General features: G+C 67.5%; 22 protein-coding genes. 15 read left to right on the top strand and 7 right to left on the bottom strand.

The window, feature by feature from the left end:
- Positions 1-4: 4 nt before the first annotated feature.
- The 6 genes from J2850_RS03620 to ftsH all read left to right on the top strand — a co-directional run bounded on the left by J2850_RS03620 (position 5) and on the right by ftsH (position 7,779).
- The gene (locus tag J2850_RS03620; protein ID WP_209978850.1) at positions 5-1,210 is read left to right on the top strand and encodes a hypothetical protein; all 1,206 of its coding nucleotides are present in this window, start codon (positions 5-7) and stop codon (positions 1,208-1,210) included.
- A gap of 2 nt (positions 1,211-1,212) precedes the next feature.
- Positions 1,213-2,568 carry a Tol-Pal system beta propeller repeat protein TolB gene (tolB, locus tag J2850_RS03615; protein ID WP_209978848.1) on the top strand — a complete coding sequence of 452 codons (1,356 nt, stop codon included), beginning with the start codon at positions 1,213-1,215 and terminating at the stop codon, positions 2,566-2,568.
- 150 nt (positions 2,569-2,718) lie between these two features.
- Positions 2,719-3,189 (top strand): peptidoglycan-associated lipoprotein Pal, encoded by a 471-nt coding sequence (gene pal / locus J2850_RS03610; RefSeq protein ID WP_209978846.1) that lies wholly within the window; start codon positions 2,719-2,721, stop codon positions 3,187-3,189.
- Between the two features lie 300 nt (positions 3,190-3,489).
- Positions 3,490-4,398 carry a tol-pal system protein YbgF gene (gene ybgF, locus J2850_RS03605; RefSeq protein ID WP_209978844.1) on the top strand — a complete coding sequence of 303 codons (909 nt, stop codon included), beginning with the start codon at positions 3,490-3,492 and terminating at the stop codon, positions 4,396-4,398.
- Positions 4,386-5,756, top strand: a complete 1,371-nt coding sequence (gene tilS / locus J2850_RS03600; protein WP_246512773.1) for a tRNA lysidine(34) synthetase TilS — start codon at positions 4,386-4,388, stop codon at positions 5,754-5,756. Before ybgF ends, tilS begins: the two co-directional genes overlap by 13 nt.
- 82 nt (positions 5,757-5,838) lie before the next feature.
- Entirely contained in the window at positions 5,839-7,779 is a 1,941-nt protein-coding gene (gene ftsH / locus J2850_RS03595) for an ATP-dependent zinc metalloprotease FtsH (RefSeq protein ID WP_209978842.1), read from the top strand.
- A 147-nt stretch (positions 7,780-7,926) separates the two neighbouring features.
- Here ftsH and J2850_RS03590 read toward each other — a convergent pair whose 3' ends face one another.
- Together J2850_RS03590 and fabI are read right to left on the bottom strand one after the other, a co-directional pair.
- Positions 7,927-8,970 carry a hypothetical protein gene (locus J2850_RS03590; protein ID WP_246512771.1) on the bottom strand — a complete coding sequence of 348 codons (1,044 nt, stop codon included), beginning with the start codon at positions 8,968-8,970 and terminating at the stop codon, positions 7,927-7,929.
- 261 nt (positions 8,971-9,231) lie between these two features.
- Positions 9,232-10,080 (bottom strand): enoyl-ACP reductase FabI, encoded by an 849-nt coding sequence (gene fabI / locus J2850_RS03585; protein ID WP_209978838.1) that lies wholly within the window; start codon positions 10,078-10,080, stop codon positions 9,232-9,234.
- Positions 10,081-10,198: 118 nt separating this feature from the next.
- Here fabI and J2850_RS03580 point away from each other — a divergent pair, with 118 nt between their 5' ends.
- Entirely contained in the window at positions 10,199-11,569 is a 1,371-nt protein-coding gene (locus J2850_RS03580; protein ID WP_211113756.1) for a YihY family inner membrane protein, read from the top strand.
- Between the two features lie 15 nt (positions 11,570-11,584).
- Here the strand turns inward: J2850_RS03580 and J2850_RS03575 are convergent, their stop codons facing one another.
- Entirely contained in the window at positions 11,585-12,553 is a 969-nt protein-coding gene (locus J2850_RS03575; RefSeq protein WP_209978836.1) for a DnaJ C-terminal domain-containing protein, read from the bottom strand.
- Positions 12,554-12,604: 51 nt separating this feature from the next.
- Positions 12,605-13,078: an RT0821/Lpp0805 family surface protein gene (locus J2850_RS03570; RefSeq protein ID WP_209978834.1), complete on the bottom strand. Its 474-nt coding sequence runs from the start codon at positions 13,076-13,078 to the stop codon at positions 12,605-12,607.
- 171 nt (positions 13,079-13,249) lie between these two features.
- Here J2850_RS03570 and pdxH point away from each other — a divergent pair, with 171 nt between their 5' ends.
- The 8 genes from pdxH (at position 13,250) to J2850_RS03530 (ending at position 22,231) form a co-directional block, all read left to right on the top strand.
- Positions 13,250-13,867 (top strand): pyridoxamine 5'-phosphate oxidase, encoded by a 618-nt coding sequence (pdxH, locus tag J2850_RS03565; RefSeq protein WP_209978831.1) that lies wholly within the window; start codon positions 13,250-13,252, stop codon positions 13,865-13,867.
- 13 nt (positions 13,868-13,880) lie between these two features.
- Positions 13,881-14,798 carry a cation diffusion facilitator family transporter gene (locus J2850_RS03560; RefSeq protein WP_209978828.1) on the top strand — a complete coding sequence of 306 codons (918 nt, stop codon included), beginning with the start codon at positions 13,881-13,883 and terminating at the stop codon, positions 14,796-14,798.
- A gap of 234 nt (positions 14,799-15,032) precedes the next feature.
- Positions 15,033-16,424 (top strand): methyl-accepting chemotaxis protein, encoded by a 1,392-nt coding sequence (locus J2850_RS03555; RefSeq protein ID WP_209978826.1) that lies wholly within the window; start codon positions 15,033-15,035, stop codon positions 16,422-16,424.
- Positions 16,425-16,544: 120 nt separating this feature from the next.
- Positions 16,545-17,369 (top strand): MBL fold metallo-hydrolase, encoded by an 825-nt coding sequence (locus tag J2850_RS03550; RefSeq protein ID WP_209978823.1) that lies wholly within the window; start codon positions 16,545-16,547, stop codon positions 17,367-17,369.
- Positions 17,370-17,409: 40 nt separating this feature from the next.
- On the top strand, positions 17,410-18,636 hold the full coding sequence (locus J2850_RS03545; RefSeq protein ID WP_209978821.1) for an SLC13 family permease: 1,227 nt from the start codon (positions 17,410-17,412) through the stop codon (positions 18,634-18,636).
- Between the two features lie 121 nt (positions 18,637-18,757).
- Positions 18,758-19,987 (top strand): GAF and HD-GYP domain-containing protein, encoded by a 1,230-nt coding sequence (locus J2850_RS03540; protein WP_307353893.1) that lies wholly within the window; start codon positions 18,758-18,760, stop codon positions 19,985-19,987.
- A gap of 125 nt (positions 19,988-20,112) precedes the next feature.
- Entirely contained in the window at positions 20,113-21,234 is a 1,122-nt protein-coding gene (hypD, locus tag J2850_RS03535; protein ID WP_209978819.1) for a hydrogenase formation protein HypD, read from the top strand.
- Between the two features lie 175 nt (positions 21,235-21,409).
- The gene (locus tag J2850_RS03530; protein WP_209978817.1) at positions 21,410-22,231 is read left to right on the top strand and encodes a universal stress protein; all 822 of its coding nucleotides are present in this window, start codon (positions 21,410-21,412) and stop codon (positions 22,229-22,231) included.
- Between the two features lie 185 nt (positions 22,232-22,416).
- Here the strand turns inward: J2850_RS03530 and J2850_RS03525 are convergent, their stop codons facing one another.
- The 3 genes from J2850_RS03525 to J2850_RS03515 form a co-directional block, all read right to left on the bottom strand.
- On the bottom strand, positions 22,417-24,108 hold the full coding sequence (locus J2850_RS03525) for a methyl-accepting chemotaxis protein (protein WP_246512770.1): 1,692 nt from the start codon (positions 24,106-24,108) through the stop codon (positions 22,417-22,419).
- Positions 24,109-24,414: 306 nt separating this feature from the next.
- A complete protein-coding gene (locus tag J2850_RS03520; RefSeq protein WP_209978812.1) occupies positions 24,415-24,918 on the bottom strand; it encodes a GNAT family N-acetyltransferase in 504 nt (167 codons plus the stop codon).
- The gene (locus tag J2850_RS03515; RefSeq protein WP_209978810.1) at positions 24,905-25,321 is read right to left on the bottom strand and encodes a hypothetical protein; all 417 of its coding nucleotides are present in this window, start codon (positions 25,319-25,321) and stop codon (positions 24,905-24,907) included. Before J2850_RS03515 ends, J2850_RS03520 begins: the two co-directional genes overlap by 14 nt.
- Positions 25,322-25,363: the final 42 nt, after the last annotated feature.

Genomic DNA, 25,363 nt, shown 5'->3' with positions numbered 1-25,363 from the left:
TCCCATGCGCAAGCCCTTGATCGCCTCGGCGGTGCTGCACGTCGCGCTGGTCGCGCTGATGGTGCTCGGCATGCCGCCCAGCGATCGCAAGCTCGAGATCGCCTCCTCGATCCCGATCGAGATCGTCGACATCGGCGAGGTCACCCAGGCCGCCCGGACCGAGAAGGGCGAGCCGAAGCCGGCCAACGCCGCCCCGCGTCCGCCGACGCCGGAGGCCAAGCCGGCTCCGCCGGCGCCCGAGCCGCCCGACGAGGAGGACGAGCCCCCGCCGCCCCCGCCGCCGCCCGCCAAGACGCCCGAGCCGCCAAAGGTTGCGCAGGTGCCGCCTCCGCCCCGTGAGCCGTCGCCTCCGCCCAAGCCGACTCCGTCTCCGCCACCACCGCCTCCTCCGCCGCCCCCGCCTCCGGATCCGGCGCCTTCGCCGACTCCGAAGCCGCCGGAACCGCCCAAGCCTGAGCCGCCCAAGCCTGAGCCGCCGAAACCGGAACCGCCCAAGCCGGAACCGCCGAAGCACGAGCCCAAGCCTGAGCCGCCCAAGCCGGAGCCTCCGAAGCCCGAACCGCCGAAGGCCGAGCCCAAGAAGCCGGAGCCCAAGGTCGAGCCGAAGAAGCCCGAGCCGGCCAAGCCGGAGGCGAAGGAGGTCGCGAAGGCCGAGCCGAAGAAGACCGAAACGCCGGCCAAGCAGCCGGAAAAGCCGTCGCCCAAGGCCGACCCGCTGTCCGACCTGCTGTCGAACGTCGGGAAGATCAAGCCGTCGGACAATCCGAAGGCCGACGGCAAGGCTTCGGCCAAGGCGGACAGCGATGCCAAGCCCAGCCAGAAGACCGCATCCGCGGCTCCTGCCGGCGCGGCGAAGGCGACCAATGGCCCCGACAGGCCGTTCAAGCCGTCGGGCAAGGCGCTGGATGCGATCCGCGGACAGCTCAGCAAGAACTGGAACTTCGACTCCGGCCGCAAGGACGCCGGGTCGATGCAGATCGAGATCCATGTCGAGGTCGGCCCCGACCATTCGGTGCTCCGCGCCTGGATCGACGAGAAGTACCGGTCGCGCTACATGAGCGACGCCGCCTTCCGGGCGTCGGCCGACGCGGCCGTGCGCGCGGTCAAGCGCTCCAGTCCGCTGGAGCTGCTTGCGAGCGAGTTCACGCCGCAGACCTATGAAGATTGGCGCTTCATCGTGTTCAATTTCGACCCGAGGGACATGTTTTGACCATGACGACGAAGAAGACGAGGCTTCTCCTGAAGCTGGCCGGAACCGCCGGCGCCCTTCTCCTCTCCCTCGGCGTTGCCGCTCCGCAGGAGGCGCGCGCCGAGTTGCGCATCGACATCACGCGGGGTGTGTCGGAGCCGCTGCCGATCGCCGTCACCAGCTTTGCCGGTGCCGGCGGCCGCGACGCCCAGATGGGCGCCGACATCTCCAAGGTGATCTCAGACGACCTGGAGCGTTCCGGCCTGTTCAAGCCGCTGGACCCGCGCGGCTTCCTGCAGACGCCGGACCAGTTGCGCACCGGTGAGCCGCGCTACCAGGACTGGAAGGCACTGGGCGCCCAGGCGCTGGTCGCCGGCAACACGACGACGGGCGCCGACGGGCGCATGAAGGTGGACTTCCGCCTGTGGGACGTCGCCGCCGGCCAGTATATGCAGGGGCTGAGCTACAGCGCTTCGCCGCAGGAGTGGCGCCGCATCGCCCACATCGTCGCCGACGCCATCTACAAGCGGCTGACCGGCGAGGACGGCTACTTCGACACCCGCATCGTCTATGTCGCCGAGTCCGGTCCGGCCAACGCCCGCAAGAAGCAACTGGCCATCATGGACCAGGACAGCGCCAACCATCAGTTCCTGACCGACGGGCAGACGCTGGTCCTGACGCCGCGCTTCTCGCCGACGACCCAGGAAATCACGTACATGTCGTACTTCAACAAGAAGCCGCGCGTGTACCTGTTCAACATCGACACCGGCCGCCAGGAGGTTCTCGGCGACTTCCCCGGCATGACCTTCGCGCCTCGCTTCTCGCCGGACGGCAACCGGGTCGTCATGTCGATGGCCCAGAACGGCAACACCGACATCTACACGCTGGACCTGCGCACCCGCCGCCAGACCCAGTTGACCGACGCGCCGGGCATCGACACCGGCCCCAGCTATTCGCCGGACGGCCAGAAGATCGTCTTCGAGTCCGACCGTGGCGGCAGCCAGCAGCTCTACGTCATGGGAGCCGACGGATCGGGCGTGAAGCGCCTGACCTTCGGCGAGGGCCGCTACGCCACTCCGGTGTGGTCGCCGCGCGGCGATCTGATCGCATTCACGCGCCAGCGTGGTAGCAGCTTTGCAATCGGCGTAATCCGTCCGGATGGGACGGGAGAACGAATCCTGACCGAAGCCTTCCATGTCGAGGGGCCGACCTGGGCGCCGAACGGCCGCGTTCTCATGTACTTCAAGGACTTGCCTTCGGGTGACGGCCGCGGCCGCAACGCGAAGCTGTACAGCATCGATATCACCGGTGCCAACGAGCGCCGTGTCAGCACCCCGCTGGATGCCTCGGACCCGGCGTGGTCGCCCTTGATTCCCTAGTGGAGTAGCCCTATTTTGCGGCAGCGCGGGAGCAATGCTCAAGACAAAGGTCGGCTGTCGTCTTTTCGTCGGGGATTGGCGGAAAGAAGCGGTTCCCGCGTGAGCAATGACCGACCAGTTCAACGAGTGTCGTTCAAGGGGTCCCTGAACATGCGTATGAAGTTCCTCGCTCTCGCCGCCGTGGCGCTGCTCGCCGCTTGCGAATCCACGCCCAACGACGCCGCCAACGGCGCCAACACCGGTGCCCAGCAGACTTCGGTCCGCCCGGGTTCGTCGGAAGATTTCGTCGTCAACGTCGGCGACCGCGTCTTCTTCGGCTTCGACCGCTATGACCTGTCGCCGGAGGCTCGCGCCACCCTCGACCGTCAGGCCAAGTGGCTCGGCACCTACGGCTCGGTCACCGTGACCGTCGAGGGTCACTCGGACGAGCGCGGCACCCGCGAGTACAACCTCGCCCTGGGTGAGCGCCGCGCCAACTCGGTGAAGAACTACCTGGTGGCCCAGGGCGTCTCCCCGAGCCGCGTCAACGTCGTCTCCTACGGCAAGGAGCGTCCGGCGGTCGTCGGCTCGAACGAGGCCGCCTGGTCGCAGAACCGCCGTGGCGTGACCGTCGTCAACTGATGCCGGTTTCCGTCCGGCCCGGAGACGGGCCGGACGGATGGAAGGAACGGGCGTCGCCTCGGGTAACCGGGGCGACGCCCTTTCTTTTTCGGGAGGGCGTCGCCCCGGCTACCCGGCGCTCCGGCGGTGCGCTCCAGGCCGTGGAACCGGGTCTTGGCCATCAGGCGCCGATTCTGCTAAACAGCCGCCATTGCGTCGCCTTGTTCACCGTCCACTGTCGCCGCGGGGATCGCCACCGGGGGCGCGGCGGACGCTTCCCCGCCCCTTGGTCTTCTCAAGATCGTCCAGGATCCCACGCGCATGACCCACATCCGTCCCGTTGCCGCCCTGCTGCTCGGCAGCCTGCTCGGCGCCACTCCCGCCTTCGCCCAATCGCCGGGCGATGCGACGGCCGGTCAATCCGATCGCCTGCAGCGGTTGGAAACCCAGGTCGCGGCGCTGGGAGGCCCGGTGGAGGTCGCGCAGCTTTCCCCGTCGGTCGCCGCGGACTTCGAGATCCGGCTGCAGAACCTTGAGCGGTCAATGTCGGAGTTGACGGGGCGCTACGAGGAAACCAACCACCAGCTCGCACAATTGCGCGAACGGCTGGAGAAGATGAACGGCGACATCGACTTCCGCCTGAAGGATCTCGAGTCGAAGGGCGGCGGCGCCATGGGTGGTGCGATGGCGGGTGGTGCCATGGGCGGCGGTGCGATGGCGGGAGGCGCCATGGACGGCGCGCCGAAGTCCCCGGCCAAGGCCGACGACCGGAAGTCCGCCGACAAGCCGTCCCAGACCGCGGCGGCGGCCCCGCCCGCGGCTCCGCCATCGACCGCCGGGCTGACGCCTGAAAAGCAGTACGAGCAGGCGTTCGAGCTGTTGCGCAACGCCGACTACGACCGGGCCGAAAAGGCGCTGCAGGACTTCATCGCCAAGAACAAGTCCCATGCCTATGCCGGCAACGCGCAGTACTGGCTGGGCGAGAGCTACTATGTGCGCAACCGCTTCCCCGAGGCGGCACAGGCCTTCGCCGAGGTCCTGTCCAAGTACCGCACCAATCCGAAGGCGGCGGACAGCCTCCTCAAGCTGGGCATGGCGTTGCAGCAGATGAACAAGAAGTCCGATGCCTGCACGGCGTTCGGCCAGTTGCTGAACAAGTTCCCGGAGGCGTCCGCCAGCGTGAAGCGCCGCGCCGACACCGAACGCAAACGCATCAATTGCCCGGCCTGATGGCCGGGACGGATCCCGATCCCGCATCCCCGGTTTCGGCGGGCGAGTTCGAGCGCGCCATGACGGCCATCGGCGGCTTCGAGCCGGCTCCGGCCGTGGCGGTCGGCGTGTCCGGCGGGGGCGACAGCATGGCGTTGCTGCTGCTGCTGCGGCATTGGGCCGCATCCTGCGGCGGGTCGCTCCTGGCCCTGACAGTCGACCACGGGCTGCGGGCCGAATCGGGGCGCGAAGCCATGATGGTCGGTGCGGCGGTGCGGCGGCTGGCCGTGCCGCACCGCATCCTGCGTTGGGAAGGATCGAAGCCCTCGGCCGGATTGCAGGCGGAGGCGCGGGCGGCCCGGCACCGGCTGCTCGCCGGGGCGTGCGCCGAGGCGGGGATTCTTCACCTGGCGCTGGCCCACAACCGGGACGACCAGGCCGAAACGGTCCTGTTGCGGCTGTCCCGCGGGTCCGGCATCGATGGGCTGGCGGGCATGGCACCGGTCCGCGCCGAGGGTCTGGTGCGGGTGATGCGGCCGCTGCTCGGCTTTCCTCACGACCGGCTGCTGGCGACCTGCCGGGCGCATGGGGCATCGTGGGTCGAGGATCCCTCGAACGGTGACCGGCGCTTCGCGCGCGCGCGCCTGCGCGCCGCCCGCGAGCTTCTGGGAGCCGAAGGGCTCGATGCCGAACGGCTGTGCGGCGTGGCCCGGCGGGCGGGGCGTGCCCGATCGGCACTCGAACAGGCGACCGCTGATTTGCTGGCGAGCGCCGCGACCCTCCACCCCGAGGGCTGGATCACGATCGACCCGTCCGCCCTGCTGGCCGCTCCGGAGGAGATCGCCCTGCGGGGACTCGCCCGGTGCCTGGTCGTCGTCGGTGGCGGTGCCCGGCCGGTCCGCGACGACGCCGTGGAACGGCTCCTGGCGGGCTTGGCGGCCGGGCAGGCGGGCACGCTGGCAGGCTGCGTGGTGCGGCCGCGGCGGGGCGCGTTCATGATCGCTCGCGAACCGGCCGCGGCGGCGGAGCGCCTGCATCTGGCGCCGGGCGCCCGGGAGCTGTGGGACGGGCGCTTCGACGTGCGGGTGTCGCCTTTGCGGCCGGGTCCGGTCACGGTGGCGGCTCTCGGCTCTGCCGGCTGGCGCGAATGGGGGGTGGAACGTCGGCAATTCGCCGGGCGCGACCTGCCTGCCGCCGTGCGCGAAACACTGCCAAGCCTTTGGTCGGGAACGGAATTGCTTGGGGTGCCCGCCATTCTTCCGATGTCGGGAAGCAACCCGGATGGACAGGTCCCCGCGGACAGCGCGATGCTTGCGCCCCCGTTCCCGTTGGGACGGCAAGCTTTTACGGTTGTTTCGGACCGGGACGGCATTATTTAATCTGGGAACGTGCCCGTAGGAGTCCGGGGTGCGGCCTTGTCGGCGCACCGCATGGCGATGGGTTCGCAGAAAGGCGTGTGACGTGAACAATTTCGGCAAGAACCTCGCGCTCTGGATCATCATAGGGCTGCTTCTCGTGGCCCTGTTCAACCTGTTCCAGAGTTCTTCCACCCGCAGCCCGCAAACGACCGTTCCGTTCAGCGAGCTTCTCGCCGAAGTGGATCGGGGCCAGGTCGCCGACGTGACGATCAAGGGCAGCCAGGTCTCGGGCCATTTCACCGACGGCCGCTCGTTCAGCACCTATGTCCCGCCGGAGGCGGGGCTGGTGGAGCGCCTGACCAACAAGAACGTCCGGATCAACGCGGTCCCCGATGACAGCAACGTGCCGTCGCTGTTCTCGGTGCTGCTGTCCTGGTTCCCGATGCTGCTGCTGATCGGCGTCTGGATCTTCTTCATGCGCCAGATGCAGTCGGGCGGCGGCAAAGCCATGGGCTTCGGCAAGTCGCGGGCGCGCCTGCTGACCGAGAAGGTCGGGCGCGTGACCTTCGACGACGTCGCGGGCATCGACGAGGCCAAGCAGGAACTGACGGAGATCGTCGAGTTCCTGAAGGACCCGCAGAAGTTCCAGCGGCTGGGCGGCAAGATCCCGAAGGGCTGCCTGCTCGTCGGCCCGCCGGGTACCGGCAAGACGCTGACCGCCCGCGCGGTGGCCGGCGAAGCCAACGTCCCGTTCTTCACCATTTCCGGTTCCGACTTCGTCGAGATGTTCGTGGGCGTCGGCGCCTCCCGTGTCCGCGACATGTTCGAGCAGGGCAAGAAGAACGCTCCCTGCATCATCTTCATCGACGAGATCGACGCGGTCGGCCGCCATCGCGGCGCCGGCCTGGGCGGTGGCAACGACGAGCGTGAGCAGACCCTCAACCAGTTGCTGGTCGAGATGGACGGCTTCGAGGCGAACGAAGGCGTCATCCTGATCGCCGCGACCAACCGTCCGGACGTTCTCGACCCCGCGCTGCTGCGTCCCGGCCGCTTCGACCGTCAGGTCGTCGTGCCGAACCCCGACGTTCTCGGCCGCGAGAAGATCCTCAAGGTCCACATGCGCAAGGTGCCGCTGTCGCCCGACGTCGACGCCAAGGTCATCGCGCGTGGCACGCCCGGCTTCTCCGGCGCCGATCTTGCCAACCTGGTGAACGAGGCCGCGCTGCTGGCCGCCCGCATCGGCAAGCGCGTCGTCGGCATGGCCGAGTTCGAGGCCGCCAAGGACAAGGTCATGATGGGTGCGGAGCGCCGCTCCATGGTCATGACCGAGGATGAGAAGAAGCTGACCGCCTACCATGAGGCCGGCCACGCCATCTGCGCCATCCACTGCGCCGACAGCGATCCGGTCCACAAGGCGACCATCATTCCGCGCGGCCGCGCGCTGGGCATGGTGATGCGCCTGCCGGAGGGTGACCGCATCAGCCTGTCCCAGGCCAAGCTGCTGGCCGACCTGACCGTCGCCATGGGTGGCCGCATCGCCGAGGAGCTGATCTTCGGCAAGGAGCGGGTGACCACCGGCGCTTCGGGCGACATCAAGATGGCGACCGAGATGTCCCGCCGGATGGTGACGGAGTGGGGCATGAGCGACAAGCTCGGTCCGCTGCTGTACGGCGAGCCGACGCAGGAGGTGTTCCTGGGGCACTCGGTGACCCAGCACAAGAACATGTCCGACCGCACCGCCCAACTGGTCGACGAGGAAATCCGCCGCATCGTGGACGAGGCCTACGATCGTGCCCGGACCATCCTGACCGAGAACATCGACCAGTTGCACACGCTGGCCAAGGGCCTGCTGGAATACGAGACGCTGAGCGGCGACGAGATCAACCGTCTGCTGCGCGGCGAGCCGATCCTGCGCGACGACGACCGCGAGACGATGTCGGCCGCCCCGCCGCGTCCGACCTCCGGCAGCGGCCGCCGCTCCTCCGTCCCGCCGAGCAGCGGGCAGGAAAGCGGGGGCATCGGACCGGAGCCGCAGGGAACCTGAGGCGAGGCGACTTGAAATGAGGAAGGGCGGCGCTGTAAGGCGCCGCCCTTCTTCGTTTGGAGGGTTTGCGGGGAGGCCTGGTTCCGTCCTTCCCTGTCCCTTTGCCGCCGGCGGCGGGGAACTACTGATGGGGAGGGGGGACCCGCCTCACAACGCCCCCTTCTGCTCGCGCCGGCGGTCCAGCGCCACGTCGAACTGGCGCAGCAGCTTCTGCATCGCTTCGAAATACAGTTTGCGCGACGGCGTGTTCTTCATGCAGCGGGCGTCCAGGTGCGCCACGCTCGTCAACGCGGAGACGCAATAGCCGAGCAGCCAGTAGCGCGAGCGGATGCTGCGCAGGTAGTCGCGGAACGGTTCCGGCTGGCCGTTCATGAAGGCGCTGAAGGAGGTCTCGTAATCGGACAGGATGGTGCGGATGTCGAGCAGCGTCGTCTCCAGCAGCTTGCCCACCTTCTCGATGTGCATCAGCAACTGGGTCTCGTAGGGTTTGTGCATGCGGATGTCGACCGGGATGCACTCCCGTGACTTCAGCCAGGTCAGGATGGTGCGGGCTCGCGGTGCGATGCGGCGCAACTGGTACTCGTAGAAGGTCGTGCCCTTCCAGGCGCTGAAGATGGTGTCGGCTTCCGACCGCTCGATGCCGAAGGCGGAGACGAACAGGCCGGCCTCCTCCAGGTTCGGGTTCCAGATCGCCTCCAGGAAGCGCTCGATGCTGCCGGCGCTGCTCTGGCCGCCGGACAATGCCTTGCGGACGATCGGCTCGATCCGCGCACGGATCAGTCGGCGGAGCTGGTGGTCCTCCTCGTTGCTGATCAGCCAGTGGCGCGGGTCGACGTTGACCTTCTCGGCTTCGAAGCAGGTCTTCAGCAGGAAGGCGTCCAGCGAGGGGACGTCGTCGATCATCGACAGCATCTTCATGTCGCCGATGATGCCGTTCTCCTGCGGGCCGTGCTTGATCCCGAACTGTTCCTCCAGAAGGGTCTGGCTGTTACGCGACCGCAGATAGACGGCGATGCCGCCCGACTCGGGGCTCTTGGCGTTGTGGGGGACGTAGATGCCGGTTTCCACCGGGCGCTCGCCACCCTCCAGCTCGTCGTCCTCGGCGATCGGATCATTGTCGTCGAGGTCGCGGTCGTCGAAGTTGGGATACTTGAACAGGATGCAGTTGTTCAGGCCTTGGGCCTTGAACATGCGCTGCTCCTCGGGGATATCCCGCGTGATGGCGATCAGGTTCATCGACACGCTAGAGCCGCCATAAAGAATTTGCTCAAGGATTGGAGAAACCGAATCCATTTTCTTGCGAGCGCGCATGAATATTACCAATCTCCGCGAATATTTCGCAAATCATAGACGCCGTTCTCGCAAACGCAAAGGGGGATCGGCTGGCCGATCCCCCTTCGCTATCCTGCAATTGCGGCGGTTGCGGTGACGTTCAACCGGCCGCCGCCGGGCTCAGCCGCCCGCCTTGCCGCCGCCCAGCGAGCCGAGCAGGCCGGCGACTTCCGACGCCGCATCCACCGCGACCATGCCGACCGTGTGGTAGCCGCTGTCGACATGCATCACCTCGCCGGTGACACCGGTGCCGAGGTCCGACATCAGGAACAGGCCGGCGCCGCCGACCTCCTGGATGGTGACGTTGCGCTTCAGCGGGGCGTTCAGCTCGTTCCACTTCAGAATATAGCGGAAGTCACCGATGCCGCTGGCGGCCAGTGTCTTGATCGGGCCGGCGGAGATGGCATTGACACGGATGTTGCGGCCACCCAGATCGACGGCCAGGTACCGCACGCTCGCCTCGAGAGCCGCCTTCGCCACGCCCATGACGTTGTAGTGAGGCATGACGCGTTCGGCGCCGTAATAGGATAGGGTGAGCAGGCTGCCGCCGTTCTTCATCAGCGGCACGGCGCGTTGCGCCACCGCGGTGAAGGAGTAGCAGGAGATGTCCATCGTGCGCAGGAAATTGGCCCGCGTCGTATCGAGATACAGCCCGTCCAGCTCGCTCTTGTCGGAAAAGGCGATGGCATGAACCACGAAGTCCAGTTCGCCCCATTCCTTCTCGATCTCTGCGAAGGTGGCATCGACGCTGGCCTCGTCCGTCACGTCGCAGGGCAGCACCAGCTTGGCGCCGACCTGCTCCGCCAGCGGCTTCACCCGCTTCAGCAGCGCATCGCCCTGGTAGGTGAACGCCAGTTCCGCCCCGTGCTGGGCCAGGGCGGAGGCAATACCCCAGGCGATCGAGCGATCGTTGGCCACGCCCATGATCAGGCCACGCTTGCCGGCCATGAGCGGCGTCGGATTGGACATCGGAACCTCGTGAACGACGGATGTTCTGCGGATCTTGCCGCGAAAAGTGCGGCGCATCCTACACGAAAGCGCCCGGCGGTCAAACCGACGCGGGTTGCCGGGCCGCAGGAGGTGCCGCATGGACCGGCGTGAACGGCATGGCGAGGAGGAGGAGCGAGGCCGCGCCGCCGCCGGCCTGCGGGAACTCAGCGGTTTCATCGGTCATTCGATGCTGCGCTTCTACAACGACAACTGCTTCCAAACCGCCGCAGCCCTGACCTACACGACGCTGCTGGCGATCGTGCCGCTGATGACGATCGGCTTCGCCGTCTTTTCCGCCTTTCCAGCCTTCAGCGCCTTGCAGATGCGGATCCAGACGGCGCTCATCAAGAACCTGGTGCCGGAGATCGGCGACGCCATCCTGGAGTATCTCGGCCGTTTCATGGCCAATGCCGGGCAGATGCCGATCTTCGGCGTCGTCGGGCTGACCGTTTCGGCGGTGCTGCTGATCTGGACCATCGAAGGCTCCTTCGCCACCGTCTGGCGGGTGCGCGAGCCGCGGTCCTACGTCACCCGCATCCTGTCCTTCTGGGCCGTGGTGTCGCTGACTCCGTTGTTTGCCGGTGCCAGCCTGTCGCTGTCCAGTTCCTTGTGGACCGCATTGGAACTGGCACACCTGGAGGGGGTGGTCCATCCCCTGGCCGGCATCGGGATGCTGCTGCCGTTCGGACTGCAACTGGTCGGCTGCACGCTGCTGTATGTCATCATCCCCAACCGCGACGTCTTCTGGCTCGATGCGCTGTGCGGCGGTGCCATCGGCTCGATCCTGCTGGAGGGGTCGAAGGCGATCTTCGGCTGGTACATGCGGGAGTATCCGGCCTATCAGACGATCTACGGCGCCCTGTCCGTCGTGCCGATCTTCCTGTTCTGGCTGTATATCGCCTGGTCGACGGTGCTGTTCGGCGCGGTGGTCGCGGCCTCGTTGCCGGAATGGCGGGCCGGCAAGGTCACCCGCGGCGGCATGGAGGGACTTCTGCCGGCCCAGCGGCTGGCCCTGGCCCTGGCCGTCCTGCACGAACTGATGGAAGCGAGCCGGCTGGGCGTCGGCCTGCGGCGGCGCACCCTGGTCGCCAGGGTGCCGGTGGGCACGCTGCTGATCGACGGGATCCTGGAGCAACTGCGCGACGCTCACTGGGTCGCCCATACGACCCGCGACTCCTGGGTGGCCACCCGCGACATGGGCGAAGCGACGCTGCTGGAGCTGATGAAGGCGCTGGGTATCGGGATGCGCGGAACCGTCCATGGGCTGGGCGGGCTGGATCTGCCCTGGCAGGAACGGACCGCCCGCCTGCTGGAGGCGGCCGAGGCGCGGCAGAGCGACCTTCTGAATGTGAGCCTCAAGTCCCTGCTCAACGATCAACCGCCGCCGGAAGGGCAGCCGGCCGGGCAGGGAGCGGGGCAGGGGATGGTCGCGCCCGGGGCCGTCCCGTTGCGTGCGGTCAGGAAATGACGGGCTTGCGGCCCGTCATTCCAACCCGGCCTTCCGCCGCACGTCGTAGCTGCGGGTCTTCGCCCACTGCTCGACGAATTTGACCAGTTCGGCGTCGGGCGGATCCGGCAGGACGACCTTCAGCTTCACGTACTGGTCGCCCGGCTGCTTGGTGGCCTGGTTCATCACGCCCTTGCCGCGCAGCCGCAGGACCGAGCCGGTGTTGGCCCCGGGCGGGACCTTGACCGCCACCTTGCCGCTGATGGTGGGCACATGGATGGTGGCGCCGAGCACCGCCTCGTTCAGCGTGACCGGCACCTCGACATGGATGTCGTGGTCCTGGCGGGTGAAGAAGGGATGGGACTCGACATGGACCTCGACAATGGCGTCGCCGTTCGGCATGCCGCCCATCCCCGGCAGCCCCTGTCCCTTGAGCCGCAGCTTGGTCTCGTTCTCCGTCCCGGGCGGGATGGCGACGTCGATGCTCTTGCCGTTGGACAGGTTGATGCGGCGCTTGGCTCCGGTCGCCGCCTCGATGAAGGGGACGGTGACCGAATAGGAGATGTCGCTGCCCCGCACCCTGGGGCCGGCGGAGCCGCCGGTGGCGCCGCCCGCACCGCCGCCCGCACCGCCCCCTCGGCGGCGGCCGCCGCCGAACAGGTCGGAAAACCAGTCGTCACCGCCGCCGGTGCTGGTGAAGTAGGAATCGTCGGCGGTGCCGCTGTATGCCCGTCCCCGGTTGGACCGGGCGCGCGATCCGAAGCCGGCATGCCGCTCCTGCCCCGACGAGTCGATCTCGCCACGGTCGAAGCGGGCGCGCTTCTCGGAATCCGACAGCAGCGTGTAGGCCGCCGAGATTTCCTTGAACCGCTCCTCGTTGGCGGCATCCCCCGGCTTCAGGTCCGGGTGATGCTCCTTGGCGAGCTTGCGGTATGCCTTCTTGATGTCGTCGGCACTGGCGGACCGGCTGACGCCGAGAACGCTGTAGGGATCGCGCGTTGCCACGGGCAGAAAGTTCCCGCCCCAATGGGGCTCAAGGGTTGCAGGGCGATGCTGTTACGAGTTGTTGATGATCTTCCACGTACCGTCGGCCTGTTTGCAAGCGGTTCCGTAGGCCTGCTCCGTCCGCCCCTGCACCACCACCGTCTGCTGGAACTCGCGGCAGTAGGTGCCGGTGTTGCTGTAGCCCTCACGCGTGGTCACCACGGCGCCGGAATTTCCGGACTGCGGGTTCTGCCAGGTGATGCGGTCGCCGACCGGCGCCGAATAGGCCTGGCGGGCGGCGGTTTCGGCGTAGCCGGCATCGGCCTTGTCGAGCGAGCTGCCGACCTGCTTGCCGATGAAGGCGCCCAGCAGGGTGCCGACGCCGGTCGCCACCAGCTTGCCGGTGCCGCCGCCGATCTGCGAACCGATCAGGCCGCCGGCGACCGCGCCGCCGACCGTGCCGACCGACTCCTTCTGGCCGCCCAGCGAGCAGCCGGCCAGGCTGACTGCGATGATCACGGCCGGAGCGACTTTCTTCACGAACATCCTTGCGCCTCGAAAAGGTTGTGTGCCGCGGCACCTTATCGGTGGCTTCGCGGTGGACAGTGATATAAGCGACCCTATGCTTGCTGTGAATTGTGATGAGGCTGTGACCCTTGTGCAAATGCTCCTGCGGCAATCTCCGGGGGTACGGCCTGAACGACGGGATCTCCAAGTATGACCGAGGCCAGCAACGGCGACATCCGCGACCCCTATGACCTCTTCACCGAATGGATGAAGGAGGCGGAGGGCAGCGAACCCAACGATCCCAACGCGATGGCGCTGGCCACCGCCGATGCCTCCGGCGTGCCATCGGTCCGGATGGTCCTTCTGAAGGGCATCGACCCCCGCGGGTTCGTCTTCTACACCAACACCGAAAGCCGCAAGGGCGAGCAGCTCCTGGCCAACCGGAATGCCGCCCTCTGCTTCCATTGGAAGACCCTGCGCCGGCAGGTGCGGGTCGAAGGCGCGGTTGAGACCGTCACCGACGCCGAGGCGGACGCCTATTTCGACAGCCGCCCGCGCGAAAGCCGCATCGGCGCCTGGGCTTCGCTGCAGTCCCGTCCGCTGGAGGGGCGCTGGGAGCTGGAGAAGCGTGTGGCGCAGTTCGCCGCGAAGTTCGCACTCGGCGCCGTCCCCCGGCCGCCGCACTGGACCGGCTTCCGCGTCCTGCCGGCGCGGATCGAGTTCTGGCGCGACCGTCCCTTCCGTCTGCACGACCGCCTGGTCTACCGCCGGCCGGCAGGTGAGGAGGCCGGCGCTGCGGGCTGGACGACGGAACGGCTCTTTCCATGACCGAGTGCAAGTCATGACCGGGAGCGGGGAGGGCCGGTCGGACAGGCTGCGGCGCTACGCCACCTATGCCAGCGTATCGGTGGCTTCCACCCTGATCGCGGCGAAGCTGGCCGCGTATCTGCTGACCGAGTCGGTCAGCGTGCTGTCGTCGCTGATCGACTCCACCACCGATCTGATGGCATCGATCGTCACCCTGCTGGGCGTCCGCCATGCCCTGCGCCCGGCCGACGCGAACCATCGCTTCGGCCACGGCAAGGCCGAGGCGCTGGCGGCACTTGCCCAGGCCGCCTTCATCGCCGGCTCGGCGGTGCTGCTGTGCGTCGAGGCGGTGCGGCGGCTGATCTACCCCGAGCCGATCGGCGAAGGGACGGTGGGCGTCGCGGTGATGCTTCTGTCGATCGTGCTGACCGCCGGGCTGATCACCTTCCAGCGGCATGTGCAGGCCGCGACAGGGTCCGTCGCCATCGGGGCGGACCGCCTGCATTATTCCGGCGACCTGCTGATGAACGGGGCGGTGATCCTGGCCATCCTGCTGACCGGCCTGACCGGGATCGCCGCCATCGATCCCCTGTTCGGCGTGGCGATCGCCGCCTTTCTCCTGAATGGCGCCCGCGGGGTGGCAAGGCAGGCGCTCGACGTGCTGATGGACCGGGAACTCGGCGAGGAGGAACGCGCGCGCATCGCCGATCTGGTGACGGCCGAACCCGGGGTGCGTGGCATGCACGACCTGCGCACGCGCAATGCCGGAACCGGCCTCTTCATCGAACTGCATCTGGAACTGGACGGCCGCATGACCCTGACCGCGGCCCATGACATCGCCGATCGGGTCGAGCGCCGCCTCAGCGCCGCGTTCGACGGCGCCGAAGTTCTGGTTCACCAGGAGCCGGCCGGATTGGCGGACGAGCGGCTGGACAATCGCATCTCCGGGTGAGGCACACCCGCCAGTCGATCCTGTGCGCAGCCGTGTTGCAGGCAAACCCCTATTTCGGGCCATGGAGGCGTGCGGCAGGATGGCCGGCACGCTTTCTCTTACGTTATGCGACGAAAGGATAGGAAGGCCGGGTGACATGCCGGAGGCCCGTCCATTGCGTAGTCATCGCAAAAGCGCAATAATCGTGCATGGGAGAAAGCGTCTAGCTACAAAACAGCAAGAATGGTGGGGCAAATGGATGGAAGCTTCGGGCTTCGGCCGCATCTGATCGCCGACATCGCGACGGAAGCCGGCAACCTCGGTATCGAGATCGCGGACATCGCCGGTCATATCGAGGATGTCAACGCCCGCGTCACCCACCAGTCGGAGGTCTTCGCGCAACTGCGGGACACCGGGGCCAGGATGTCGCTCAGCACGCGGCGCATCTCCGACGCGTCCCTTGTCGCGCGGTCTGTGACCGAGCAGGCCCGGCAGGAGGTCGACAGTTCCCATGACCGCGTGCAGCAGTCGCTGGCCGACATCCATGGGCTCGTCTCGTCGGTAACGGCGATCGAGGGCCAGATCGGCGGACTGCGCGACGCGCTGGACCGCGTCGGCAAGGTCGCCAAGGAGATCTTCACCATCGCCAAGCAGACCAACCTGCTGGCGTTGAACGCCACCATCGAGGCTGCCCGCGCCGGCGAGGCCGGGCGCGGCTTCGCGGTCGTGGCCAACGAAGTGAAGGCGCTGTCGACCAAGACCAGCGAGGCGACGGCGGAGATCGACGCCACCTTGAAGTCCCTGAACGAGCAGGCGCAGCGCCTGATGGCGGAAAGCGCGGCCAGCGCCGCCAAGGCGCGCGCGGTGAGCGACGGGACCACGGCGATCGGCACGGTGATCGAGACAGTGGGCCGGGCGATGCGCGAGCTGACCGGCGAGACGGACAAGATCGACGCCGCCTCGGCGGAGATCAGCGGCAACTGCGGTGGGCTGGAGCGGGAGATCGGCGACCTCGCGGCCGGCGTCAAGCTGTCCAGCGACAATCTGGCCCAGGCCCGCGACCGGGTGAACAACCTTGTCGGGATGAGCGAGCGGCTCATCGGCGTCACCGCCGAGCTGGACATCGAGACCGTCGACACCCCGTTCATCACCACCGCCAGGGACGCCGCCGGCTGGGTATCCGCCGCCTTCGAGGAGGCGCTCGCCCGTGGCGAGATCGGCGAGGCCGAGCTGTTCGACCGTGCCTATCAGCCGGTCGGCGGCTCCGACCCGCAGCAGTTCACGACCCGCTTCACCCAATTGTGCGACCGCGTGCTGCCGGGCATCCAGGAGCCGGTGCTGACCGCCAACGGGCGCATCGTCTTCTGCGTGACGGTGGACGAGAACGGCTACCTGCCGACGCACAACCGGCAGTTCGGCCAACCGCAGGGCCGCGATCCGGTCTGGAACGCCGCGAACTGCCGCAACCGGCGCATCTTCAACGACCGGGTCGGGCTGGCCGCCGGGCGTAACCTGAAGCCCTTTCTGCTGCAGACCTACCGTCGCGACATGGGCGGCGGCAAGTTCGCCCTGATGAAGGATGTTTCCGCCCCGGTGACCGTCCGCGGGCGCCATTGGGGTGGGGTTCGCGTCGCCTACAAGGTGTGATCGGCCTCACTGCCGGATCGCCCCGCGGAAGCGGGTTCGTGTACAACAGGAGGAAACGCTGTAATCTCGGCCCCACAAGGGATGGGACGGCGCAACATATGCGCTTCGGAGGTGGGGAGAATGGGGTTCAAGGTCACCTTCTGGGGCGTGCGCGGCACGATTCCCTGCCCAATGGCCTCGCATCTCGGCTTCGGCGGCAACACCGCCTGCGTCGGAGTGGTGGCGGGGCAGCAGCATATCATCCTTGATGCCGGCACCGGCGTGCGCATGCTGGGGCGCAAGCTTCTGGCCGAAGGCGTGACCAGCGCCACCCTGCTGCTGAGCCACACCCACCTGGACCACATCAGCGGCTTTCCCTTCTTCCCGCCGGCATACACCAAGGGCTTCAGCCTGCGGGTGATCTCCGGCCATCTGGCCGGCAGTCCCGACATCGAATCGGTGATGGCGCGGCAGATGGCGCGGCCGCTGTTTCCCGTGCCGCTGCGCACCATGGGCGGCGACCTCAGCTTCATCGAGGTGCCGGCCGGTCACAGCTTCAAGCTCGAAGGCGGCGTGCGCGTCCATACGGCGGCGCTGAACCATCCCGACGGCGCGACCGGCTACCGCATCGAATACCACGGGCGCTCGCTGGCCTACGTCACCGATACCGAGCATGTGCCCGACCAGTTGGACCGCAACATCCTGAACCTGGTCGACGGTGTCGACCTGCTGATCTACGATTCCACCTACACCGACGAGGAGTGGAGCCAGCGGATCGGCTGGGGCCACTCCACCTGGATGGAGGCGGTGCGCATCGCCCGCGCCGCCAATGTGAAGACGCTGGCGCTTTTCCACCACGATCCCGACCATGACGACGCGACCATGGAGCGGATCGAGGCCATGGCCAGGGCCGAGTTCCCCGACTGCTTCGCCGCGCGCGAGGGCACGACGATCACGCTGGCATAGCGTCGGCGCCGCAGCACCTCCGTCCTTCCCCCCGGGTATCATGACCGCCACAATCCTCGTTCTGTTCGCCGCCACCTATCTGGGCATGGCCCTGGGGCGGTTCCCCGGCCTGCGCATCGACCGCACCGGAATAGCACTCGTGGCGGCGATCCTGCTGCTCGCCACCGGAGCCCTCGACACGGCCCAGGTCGTGGCGGCCGTCGATTTCCCGACCATCTTCATCCTGCTCGGACTGATGATCCTGTCGGCCCAATATGCCGGCAGCGGCTTCTACGACTGGTGCGCGCTGAAGGTGGCGCGGGCTGCGCGTTCGCCGGCGCGGCTGCTGGCGATCATCGTGGCGGTCGCCGGCGGCCTGTCGGCGGTGCTGGCCAATGACGTCGTCGTCTTCGCCATGACGCCGATGCTCTGCCTCGGCCTCCAGGCCCGCAAGCTCGACCCGAGACCGTACCTGATCGCCCTGGCCGGGGCGGCCAACGCCGGCTCGGCGGCGACGATGATCGGCAATCCGCAGAACATCCTGATCGGCCAGGTCGGGCACCTCGACTTCTGGCGCTTCGTGGCGGTCTGCGGCGGTCCGGCGCTGGTTGCCATGATCATCGTCTACGCCGTCGTCTGGCTGGTCTGGCGTGGCCGTTTCGGCAAGCCGCAGGGCATGGGAGAGGTGGCGCCGGTGCTGCTCGACCGCTGGCAGCTCGGCAAGGGGGTGGCGGCGACGGCGGTCCTGCTCCTGCTCTTCACGCGCGACATCCCGCAGGAGCATGCGGTCCTGCTGGTCGCCGGCGTGATGATGATCAGCCGCCGCATGGCCAGCCGCGACATGCTGGGCATGGTGGACTGGCACCTGCTGGTGCTGTTCGCGGCCCTCTTCGCCATCAACCATGCGCTGGGGCTGACCGGATTGCCGGCCTCCCTGGTCCGGGAGCTGGAGGCGTCCGGATGGCTGCCCGACCGCCTGGCGGTGATGACGCCGCTGGCGCTGGCCGGCAGCAACAGCATCGGCAATGTTCCGGCGGTCATCCTCCTGCTGGCGGCCTGGCCGACGCCGCCGGAGGGGGCGCTCTATGGACTGGCGCTGCTGTCGACGCTGGCCGGCAACCTGCTGCTGCCAGGCAGCCTTGCCAACATCATCGTCGCGGAGCGTGCGGCGGCGGCCGGCGTGCGCCTGGGCTTCGTCGAACACGCCCGCTGCGGTGTTCCGATGGCACTGCTGTCGATGGCCGTGGCGGCCGTCTGGCTGTGGGCGGGCGGTTGGATGGCCTTGTGAGCCAAGCGAGTGATCCGGAGCTGTGACCTATGACGCGGCATGACTTTCCGCCAAGCAAACCTCTTCTTCGGGGTGTGACAAATGAGGTAATCTTTCGGCGCATCGGGGTGGGGAGCGCGCTGTGAGTCTGGTCGTTCAGTTCATGGAATTCATAGAAGGCGCGCCGAATCAGTCGCTGCGGGCATTGAGTGACCGGGTGCTGCGCAAGTGCCGCGAGGTGACGGGAGCGGAGGCCGGCACCGTCTTCATGCTGCGCGGGCAAGGAAAGGGCCGGCGGCTGGAGGCCGTCAGCGCGCAGAACGACCTGATCCGTACCCGTTCCACCCTGTTCACCGTGCCGGTGAACCAGACCTCGATCGTCGGCTATGTCGCGTCGACCGGCGAGACGCTGCTGCTGGATGACGCCTATGCCATCCCCGGCGAGCGGCCCTACCGCTTCAATCCCGGTTTCGACCAGAACACGGGTTTCCGGACCCGCTCGATCATGGCCTTCGCGTTGAAGGGATTCCGCGACCGTCCGATCGGCGTGGTCCAGTTGATCAACCGGCGTCCGGTCGCGGGGGAGGCGGGGCCGCCGACCTTCCTGGCCGACCACGAGCAGATGATCGCTCCGGTCAATCACATCGTCGGGCGTGCCCTGGAGCGGGCGGCGACGCTCGAACGCCTGACCGAGCGGAACCGTGCCCTGATGCAGGAGCGTCGCCGGGTCGCCGAGCTGCAGGTCGAAACGGAACGCGCCTTCATGGTGTCGGTCAATCTGCTCGCCCGTGCCGCCGAGGTGCACGACGAGGAGACCGGCAACCACATCCTGAGGGTCAACGAATACTCCTATGCGCTGGCGACCTGGGCCGGATGCAACCGCGCCTTCTGCAAGGAGATCCGCTTCTCGGCCGCGCTGCACGATGTCGGCAAGATGAGCGTCGACCAGGCCGTGCTGCACAAGAAGGGCCGGCTGGACGATCGGGAACTGGCGGAAATGCGGCGCCATCCGGTCTACGGCCACGACATCCTGGTCACGTCGGACCGGTTGAAGATGGCGGCCGAGATCGCGCTGTACCATCACGAGCAGTGGGCCGGCACCGGCTACCCGATGGGCCTGAAGGGTGAGGAAATCCCGCTCGCGGCACGGATCGTCGCCATCGCCGACTGCTACGACGCACTGCGCAGCCCGAGGCCTTACAAGCCGTCCTTCAGCCATGAGAAGAGCGTGGACATCCTGCTGAACGGCGACGATCGCATAAGGCCGGCGGATCATTTCGACCCCCGCCTGATCGCTCTTTTCGCCCAGCATCATGCGGAGTTCGACGCGATCTGGGAGCGGCTGAAGGATCCAGAGCCGGTGGAGGCTTGACGGTCGGAGCCGTGGGAGGCGGCCCCGGCCGCCATGAGCGCTGCCCTTTGATCCGCATCAAAGCGGACGATCCGTCCATCGTGTGATATGGCGGGGCAGAGCAAGCGTCCAAGACAGATGTCGCCATGAAATACGTCGATGAGTTCCGCGACCCGCTCCTGGCCCGTACCGTCGCCGCGGCAATCGCGCGCGAGGCGCGGCCGGACCGCGCCTACAACCTGATGGAGTTCTGCGGCGGTCACACCCATGCGATCTCCCGCTACGGCATTCCCGACCTGCTGCCGGGCAACGTCCGCATGATCCATGGACCGGGTTGCCCGGTCTGCGTGCTGCCGGTCGGTCGGATCGACGACGCCATCGCCCTGGCCCGCCGGCCGGAGGTGACGCTCTGCACCTACGGCGACGTCATGCGTGTGCCCGGATCGGGGCGGCTCAGCCTGCTGAAGGCCAAGGCGCAGGGCGCCGATGTCCGCATGGTGGTCTCGGCCGACGCCGCCGTGCGCATCGCCGCCGAGAATCCCGGACGGCAGGTGGTGTTCCTCGCCATCGGCTTCGAGACGACCACGCCGCCCACGGCGCTGGCGGTCCGTGCCGCCGCGGCGCAGGGCCTGTCGAACTTCACGGTCTTCTGCAACCATGTCCTGACGCCCTCGGCGATCCAGGGAATCCTCGCTGATGCCGGGGACGGCAAGGAGGTGGCCTCGCTCGACGGTTTCGTCGGCCCCGCCCATGTCTCGGTGGTCATCGGTTCCGAGGCCTATGCGCCAGCCGCTGCGGAGCATGGCAAGCCGGTGGTGATCTCCGGCTTCGAACCGCTGGACGTGCTGCAGTCCATCCTGATGCTGGTCCGCCAGATCAACGAAGGCCGCGCCGAGGTGGAGAACCAGTTCACCCGCGCCGTGACCGCCGAAGGAAACCGCAAGGCCCAGGCCATCGTGGCGGAGATCTTCGAGACGCGGGCATCCTTCGAATGGCGCGGATTGGGAAGCATACCGCACAGCGGCCTGAAGCTGCGAGAGGCCTATGCCGCCTTCGACGCCGAGAGGCGCTTTCCCGTCGCCGGTGCCAGCGTGCCCGACCACAAGGGCTGCGATTGCGGTGCGATCCTGCGCGGAGTGAAACGCCCGGTCGATTGCAAGCTGTTCGCCGGCGTCTGCACGCCCGAGAACCCGATGGGCTCCTGCATGGTTTCGGCGGAGGGCGCCTGCGCCGCGCATTACACCTACGGGCGCTTTCGCGACGCCTGACCCGCGGACGCCCGCGTCGGTCGCAGGTGGCGAGCCGGGAGCTTGCGATCTTTCGCCGCTGGCTGGACGCAGGCCGTGCGGTTAAACATGATGTGTCTCAAACAATCCGCTTCCCCGCCGTATGGCGGGGGTGACCGTTGCTACCGGACATCGCACCATCACCGGGAGGACTCGCATGGCTTACAAGCATATCCTCGTCCATCTCGACAGCAGCCCGCATGTCGAGGCGCGGCTCGACGCCGCCATCGGCCTGGCGCAGCGCCATGGCGCCTTCCTGCGCGGCCTGTTCGCCCAAGGCGACCGCAGCGCCACGAGCGTGATCGCCCGGCGGCCCAGCGATCACCTTGTCGAGGCGGCGGCCCGCAGCGAGACGCTGTTCAACGAAAAGCTGGCCGCATCCGGCCTGCAGGGACAGTGGCACGGCCTCACCCACGGGGAATACAACCATGTGATCCGTGAAGTGATCATCTGGTCCCGTTTCGCCGACCTGACGGTGCTGGGTCAGTATGACCGCGATGCCGGGCAGCTTGCGGCGCCCGAGGAGTTGAACGAGCAGGTGGTTCTCAATTCCGGCCGGCCGGCGCTGGTGATCCCGTATGCCGGCAAGTTCCCGGTCATCGGCAAGCGCATCGCCGTCGCCTGGAACGCCGAGCGCGAGGCCGCCCGCGCGCTTTCCGACGCCATGCCGATGATCGAGAAGGCTTCCGAGGTGACGGTCATCACCGTCCTGACCCAGGCCTCGTCCTCTGTGCCGGAGACGCCGCGCGTCGGCCTGCTCGACCATCTCACGCTCCACGGCGTTACGGCGGAGCAGACCCATTTCACGGTGACCGATATCGGCGCGATGGACGCGCTGCTCGCCCGCAGCATGGACACCGGTGCCGACCTGCTGGTGATGGGCGCCCACGGTCATTACGGCTTCCCGTTCCTGCACCGCGGCAGCGGCACCCGCCATGTGCTGCGCACCTGCCCGGTTCCCCTGCTGCTGTCGCACTAGAGTCTGTCTGGTGCTTGTTGAAGCACCAGACAGACTCTGAGCTTTTGGTCTTCCGTGTGGGTCACGTTTCAAGCGATACCGCTTGAAACGATCACACTCTAAGACGCCGACCTGCCGGTTCAGCTTCGCGTAGCGCCCCTTCCCCGCGAGAGCGGGGAAGGGGCGGACCGTACACCGCCCGTTCCTCAGGCGGCCTTCACGCCGGCCAGGAAGCTCTCCACCTCGCGCCGCAGGCGGGCCGCCTCGTCGCCCAGGCGGTCGGCGACGCTGCGGACGTCGTCGGCGGCACGCCCGGTGTCGCCGGCGACATGGGTCACCCCGACGATGGTGCTGGTGACCTGTTGCGTCCCCTGGGCCGCTTCCTGGACATTGCGGCTGATCTCCTGGGTGGCTGCGCTCTGCTCCTCCACCGCCGAGGCGATGGTGGCGGAGATCTGGCTGATCTCGGTGATGATGCGACCGATCTCCTCGATCGTGGTGACGGCCTCGCGCGTCGCCCCCTGGATTGCCGAAATCTGTCCGGTGATTTCCTCGGTTGCCTTGGCGGTCTGGTCGGCCAGGCTCTTCACCTCGCTCGCCACGACGGCGAAGCCCTTGCCGGCCTCGCCGGCGCGGGCCGCCTCGATCGTCGCGTTCAGCGCCAGCAGGTTGGTCTGGCTGGCGATGTTGTTGATCAGGCTTACCACGTCGCCGATCCGCTGGGCGCCGTCGGCCAATCCCGAGACGACGCTGTTGGCCCTTCCCGCGCCCGTCACCGCCTGTTCGGCCACCCGGGTCGACTGGGCGACCTGACGGCCGATCTCGCCGATGGAGGAGGACAGTTCTTCCGCGGCGGCGGCCACGGTCTGCACGTTGGCGGATGCCTGTTCGGCGGCCGATGCCACGGCCGTGCTCTGCTGGCTGGTCATATCGGCAGTGGTGGTCAGGGTTCCGGCCGACTGCTGCATCTGCGCCGCCGCACCCGACAGCCCCTGCACCACGGCGGTGACGTTGCCTTCGAAGGCACGCATCAGGTCGTCCAGGCGGGCCGCGCGGCGGGATTTCGCCTCTTCCTCCTCCCGCTGGGAGGCGGCAAGCCTGTCGGCCTCGATGGCGTTGCGCTTGAAGACGTCGACCGCATTGGCCATCGCGCCTACTTCGTCGCCGCGACCGACACACGGCACCTCGACCTTGCGGTCGCCGCCGGCCAAACGCACCATGACGGTGGTCATGGCGACGATCGGTGCGGCGATCGACCGGCGCAGCAGCAGTCCGGCCGTCACCGCGGCCAGAACCGTCAGCAGGGCGCCGCCTATTGCGGTCATGTAGCCGGTGGAGAAGGCGTCCTGCTGCTCGGCTTTGCGCCGGTCGAGCAACCCGCGCTCGGTGGCCTCGATCTGGACGACCAGTGCCCGGATGCTGTCCATCGAGGTCTTGCCCAGTGCCTTCGCCTCCATCGCGCGTGCTTCGGCGCGCGTCTCGGCCTTGGCCATCAGGGCGACTTCCGGTTCCGCCACCGTCCGCCGCCATGTCTCGGCATGCTTGCGCAACTCGTCGAGCCTGGCCTGCTGCTGCGGGTTGTCGGCGGTCAGTTTCTTGACGTCGCCGAAGGCCGAGTCGAAAGCCTGTTGCCCTTTGCGGAAGGGATCCAGGAAGGCGTCGTCGCCGCTGACCAGGTAGCCGCGCAGTCCCGTTTCCTGGTCGACCATTGCCGCCATGACGATATCCGCGGTCTGGATCACGCGGTAAGTGTGGATCGTCCAGTCGATCGAGGTCTGGATCGAGGACAGCGTGACATAATTGGCGGCGCTGATTCCGCCGGTGATCGCAATAAGGACAGCGAAGGCCGACAGCAGCTTCCCGCCGATACGAAGATTGGTGAACCAGGACATCGTCATGACCCTCATGTGACGACTGGCATCGACCCCATTGCGATCAAATCCCTGTCCTGATGCCACCATTGGGACCTTTCGCGGTGCCCGCATTACGGCAGGGACGTCGAATGGAGCGGCCAGATCGCTGCCAATCACCCGACTTCATGCATGGATCACGAGGTCAGGCCTTTAAGGATGCTCTAATTCTATTTTCTGAAGGAAATCTTAAACGCAAGCGGAAGCATGCTCGCGAAGAGTTGAAATAATCGCCGGTCGTGAATACACCAATATGCATTCCCAATAGCTCCGGCGCTCTTCGGCGCGGCAGCTTCAGCGCTGCAGGTGCATATCGATGTGTGCGATGCCGAAATCGTCATAGACGGCGCCGCTGCGCCGGAAGCCGAAGCCGCCATAGAAGCGTTCGAGATGGAGCTGTGCACCGATGACGACGGTGCGGCCGGGCCAAGTCTCCGCAAGGACGGACAGGGCTTCGGCGACCAGGGCGCGTCCAAGCCCGGTGGCGCGGTGCGAGCGGTCGACCGCCAAGCGCCCAAACGAAACCGGTGCATCGGGAGCGTCGCCCGTCGGCGGCAGGCAGCGGGCGCAGCCGGCGATGTTGCCGCTGCGGTCGGTGGCGATCAGGTGCAGGGCGTTCGCGTCACGCCCGTCGATGTCGGGATAGGGGCATGTCTGCTCCACCACGAAGACGCTGCTGCGCAGCCGCAGCAGCTCGTAAAGTTCGTGCGTGGTCAGCGCGTCGAGTCCGACACGGCGGATGGCCGGCAGAAGCGGGGGCGGAGGGACGGCGGGCGGGGCAGGTTCAGGCGATGGCATTGCGGATCATGTAGTCGGCGATGTCCTTCGGCTTGACCTTGATCTCGGTCAGCGGCTCGTCCGCGGTCATCGCCTTGGCGACCAGCAGGCTGTTCTGGACATTGGCGAGCGCGATGCGGAACACACCGGGCGTTCCCTTCAGACGCGGGTAGTAGGTGGGGTCGATGACTTTCTCGCGGCGGCCGAGCCTCGCCAGGGCCTCGTCCTCGTCAAGGCCCTGGCCGTCGATCGTCTTGGACTGCACCAGCTTCCAGTCGTTCTCCCCGCCCCAGCCGGTGGCGATGGCCGCTTTTGCGGCGGCCTCGTCCTCGGCGACACCGAGCTTGAAGATGTGCTTCCCCTGCCCGACGTCGGATGCCCACTTGGTCAAGGCGGCGCTGCGCGCGACGTAAACGACGGCCATGGCGGTTACTTTCCTGGCGAATTTTCCCGGCGAATTCCAAGG

The organism is Azospirillum picis (assembly GCF_017876115.1).
GTDB classification, from domain to species: Bacteria; Pseudomonadota; Alphaproteobacteria; order Azospirillales; family Azospirillaceae; genus Azospirillum; species Azospirillum picis.
The sequence above is the reverse complement of the archived record's forward strand: the minus strand, read 5'-3'. Positions and strand labels throughout refer to the sequence as shown.

Coding starts and splice junctions, on each gene's coding strand:
- J2850_RS03620 (WP_209978850.1), top strand. CDS start 5: ATGCGCAAGCCCTTGATCGCCTCGGCGGTGCTGCACGTCGCGCTGGTC.
- tolB (WP_209978848.1), top strand. CDS start 1,213: ATGACGACGAAGAAGACGAGGCTTCTCCTGAAGCTGGCCGGAACCGCC.
- pal (WP_209978846.1), top strand. CDS start 2,719: ATGCGTATGAAGTTCCTCGCTCTCGCCGCCGTGGCGCTGCTCGCCGCT.
- ybgF (WP_209978844.1), top strand. CDS start 3,490: ATGACCCACATCCGTCCCGTTGCCGCCCTGCTGCTCGGCAGCCTGCTC.
- J2850_RS03590 (WP_246512771.1), bottom strand. CDS start 8,970: ATGTTCAAGGCCCAAGGCCTGAACAACTGCATCCTGTTCAAGTATCCC.
- fabI (WP_209978838.1), bottom strand. CDS start 10,080: ATGTCCAATCCGACGCCGCTCATGGCCGGCAAGCGTGGCCTGATCATG.
- J2850_RS03580 (WP_211113756.1), top strand. CDS start 10,199: ATGGACCGGCGTGAACGGCATGGCGAGGAGGAGGAGCGAGGCCGCGCC.
- J2850_RS03570 (WP_209978834.1), bottom strand. CDS start 13,078: ATGTTCGTGAAGAAAGTCGCTCCGGCCGTGATCATCGCAGTCAGCCTG.
- pdxH (WP_209978831.1), top strand. CDS start 13,250: ATGACCGAGGCCAGCAACGGCGACATCCGCGACCCCTATGACCTCTTC.
- J2850_RS03560 (WP_209978828.1), top strand. CDS start 13,881: ATGACCGGGAGCGGGGAGGGCCGGTCGGACAGGCTGCGGCGCTACGCC.
- J2850_RS03555 (WP_209978826.1), top strand. CDS start 15,033: ATGGATGGAAGCTTCGGGCTTCGGCCGCATCTGATCGCCGACATCGCG.
- J2850_RS03550 (WP_209978823.1), top strand. CDS start 16,545: ATGGGGTTCAAGGTCACCTTCTGGGGCGTGCGCGGCACGATTCCCTGC.
- J2850_RS03545 (WP_209978821.1), top strand. CDS start 17,410: ATGACCGCCACAATCCTCGTTCTGTTCGCCGCCACCTATCTGGGCATG.
- hypD (WP_209978819.1), top strand. CDS start 20,113: ATGAAATACGTCGATGAGTTCCGCGACCCGCTCCTGGCCCGTACCGTC.
- J2850_RS03530 (WP_209978817.1), top strand. CDS start 21,410: ATGGCTTACAAGCATATCCTCGTCCATCTCGACAGCAGCCCGCATGTC.
- J2850_RS03525 (WP_246512770.1), bottom strand. CDS start 24,108: ATGACGATGTCCTGGTTCACCAATCTTCGTATCGGCGGGAAGCTGCTG.
- J2850_RS03520 (WP_209978812.1), bottom strand. CDS start 24,918: ATGCCATCGCCTGAACCTGCCCCGCCCGCCGTCCCTCCGCCCCCGCTT.
- J2850_RS03515 (WP_209978810.1), bottom strand. CDS start 25,321: ATGGCCGTCGTTTACGTCGCGCGCAGCGCCGCCTTGACCAAGTGGGCA.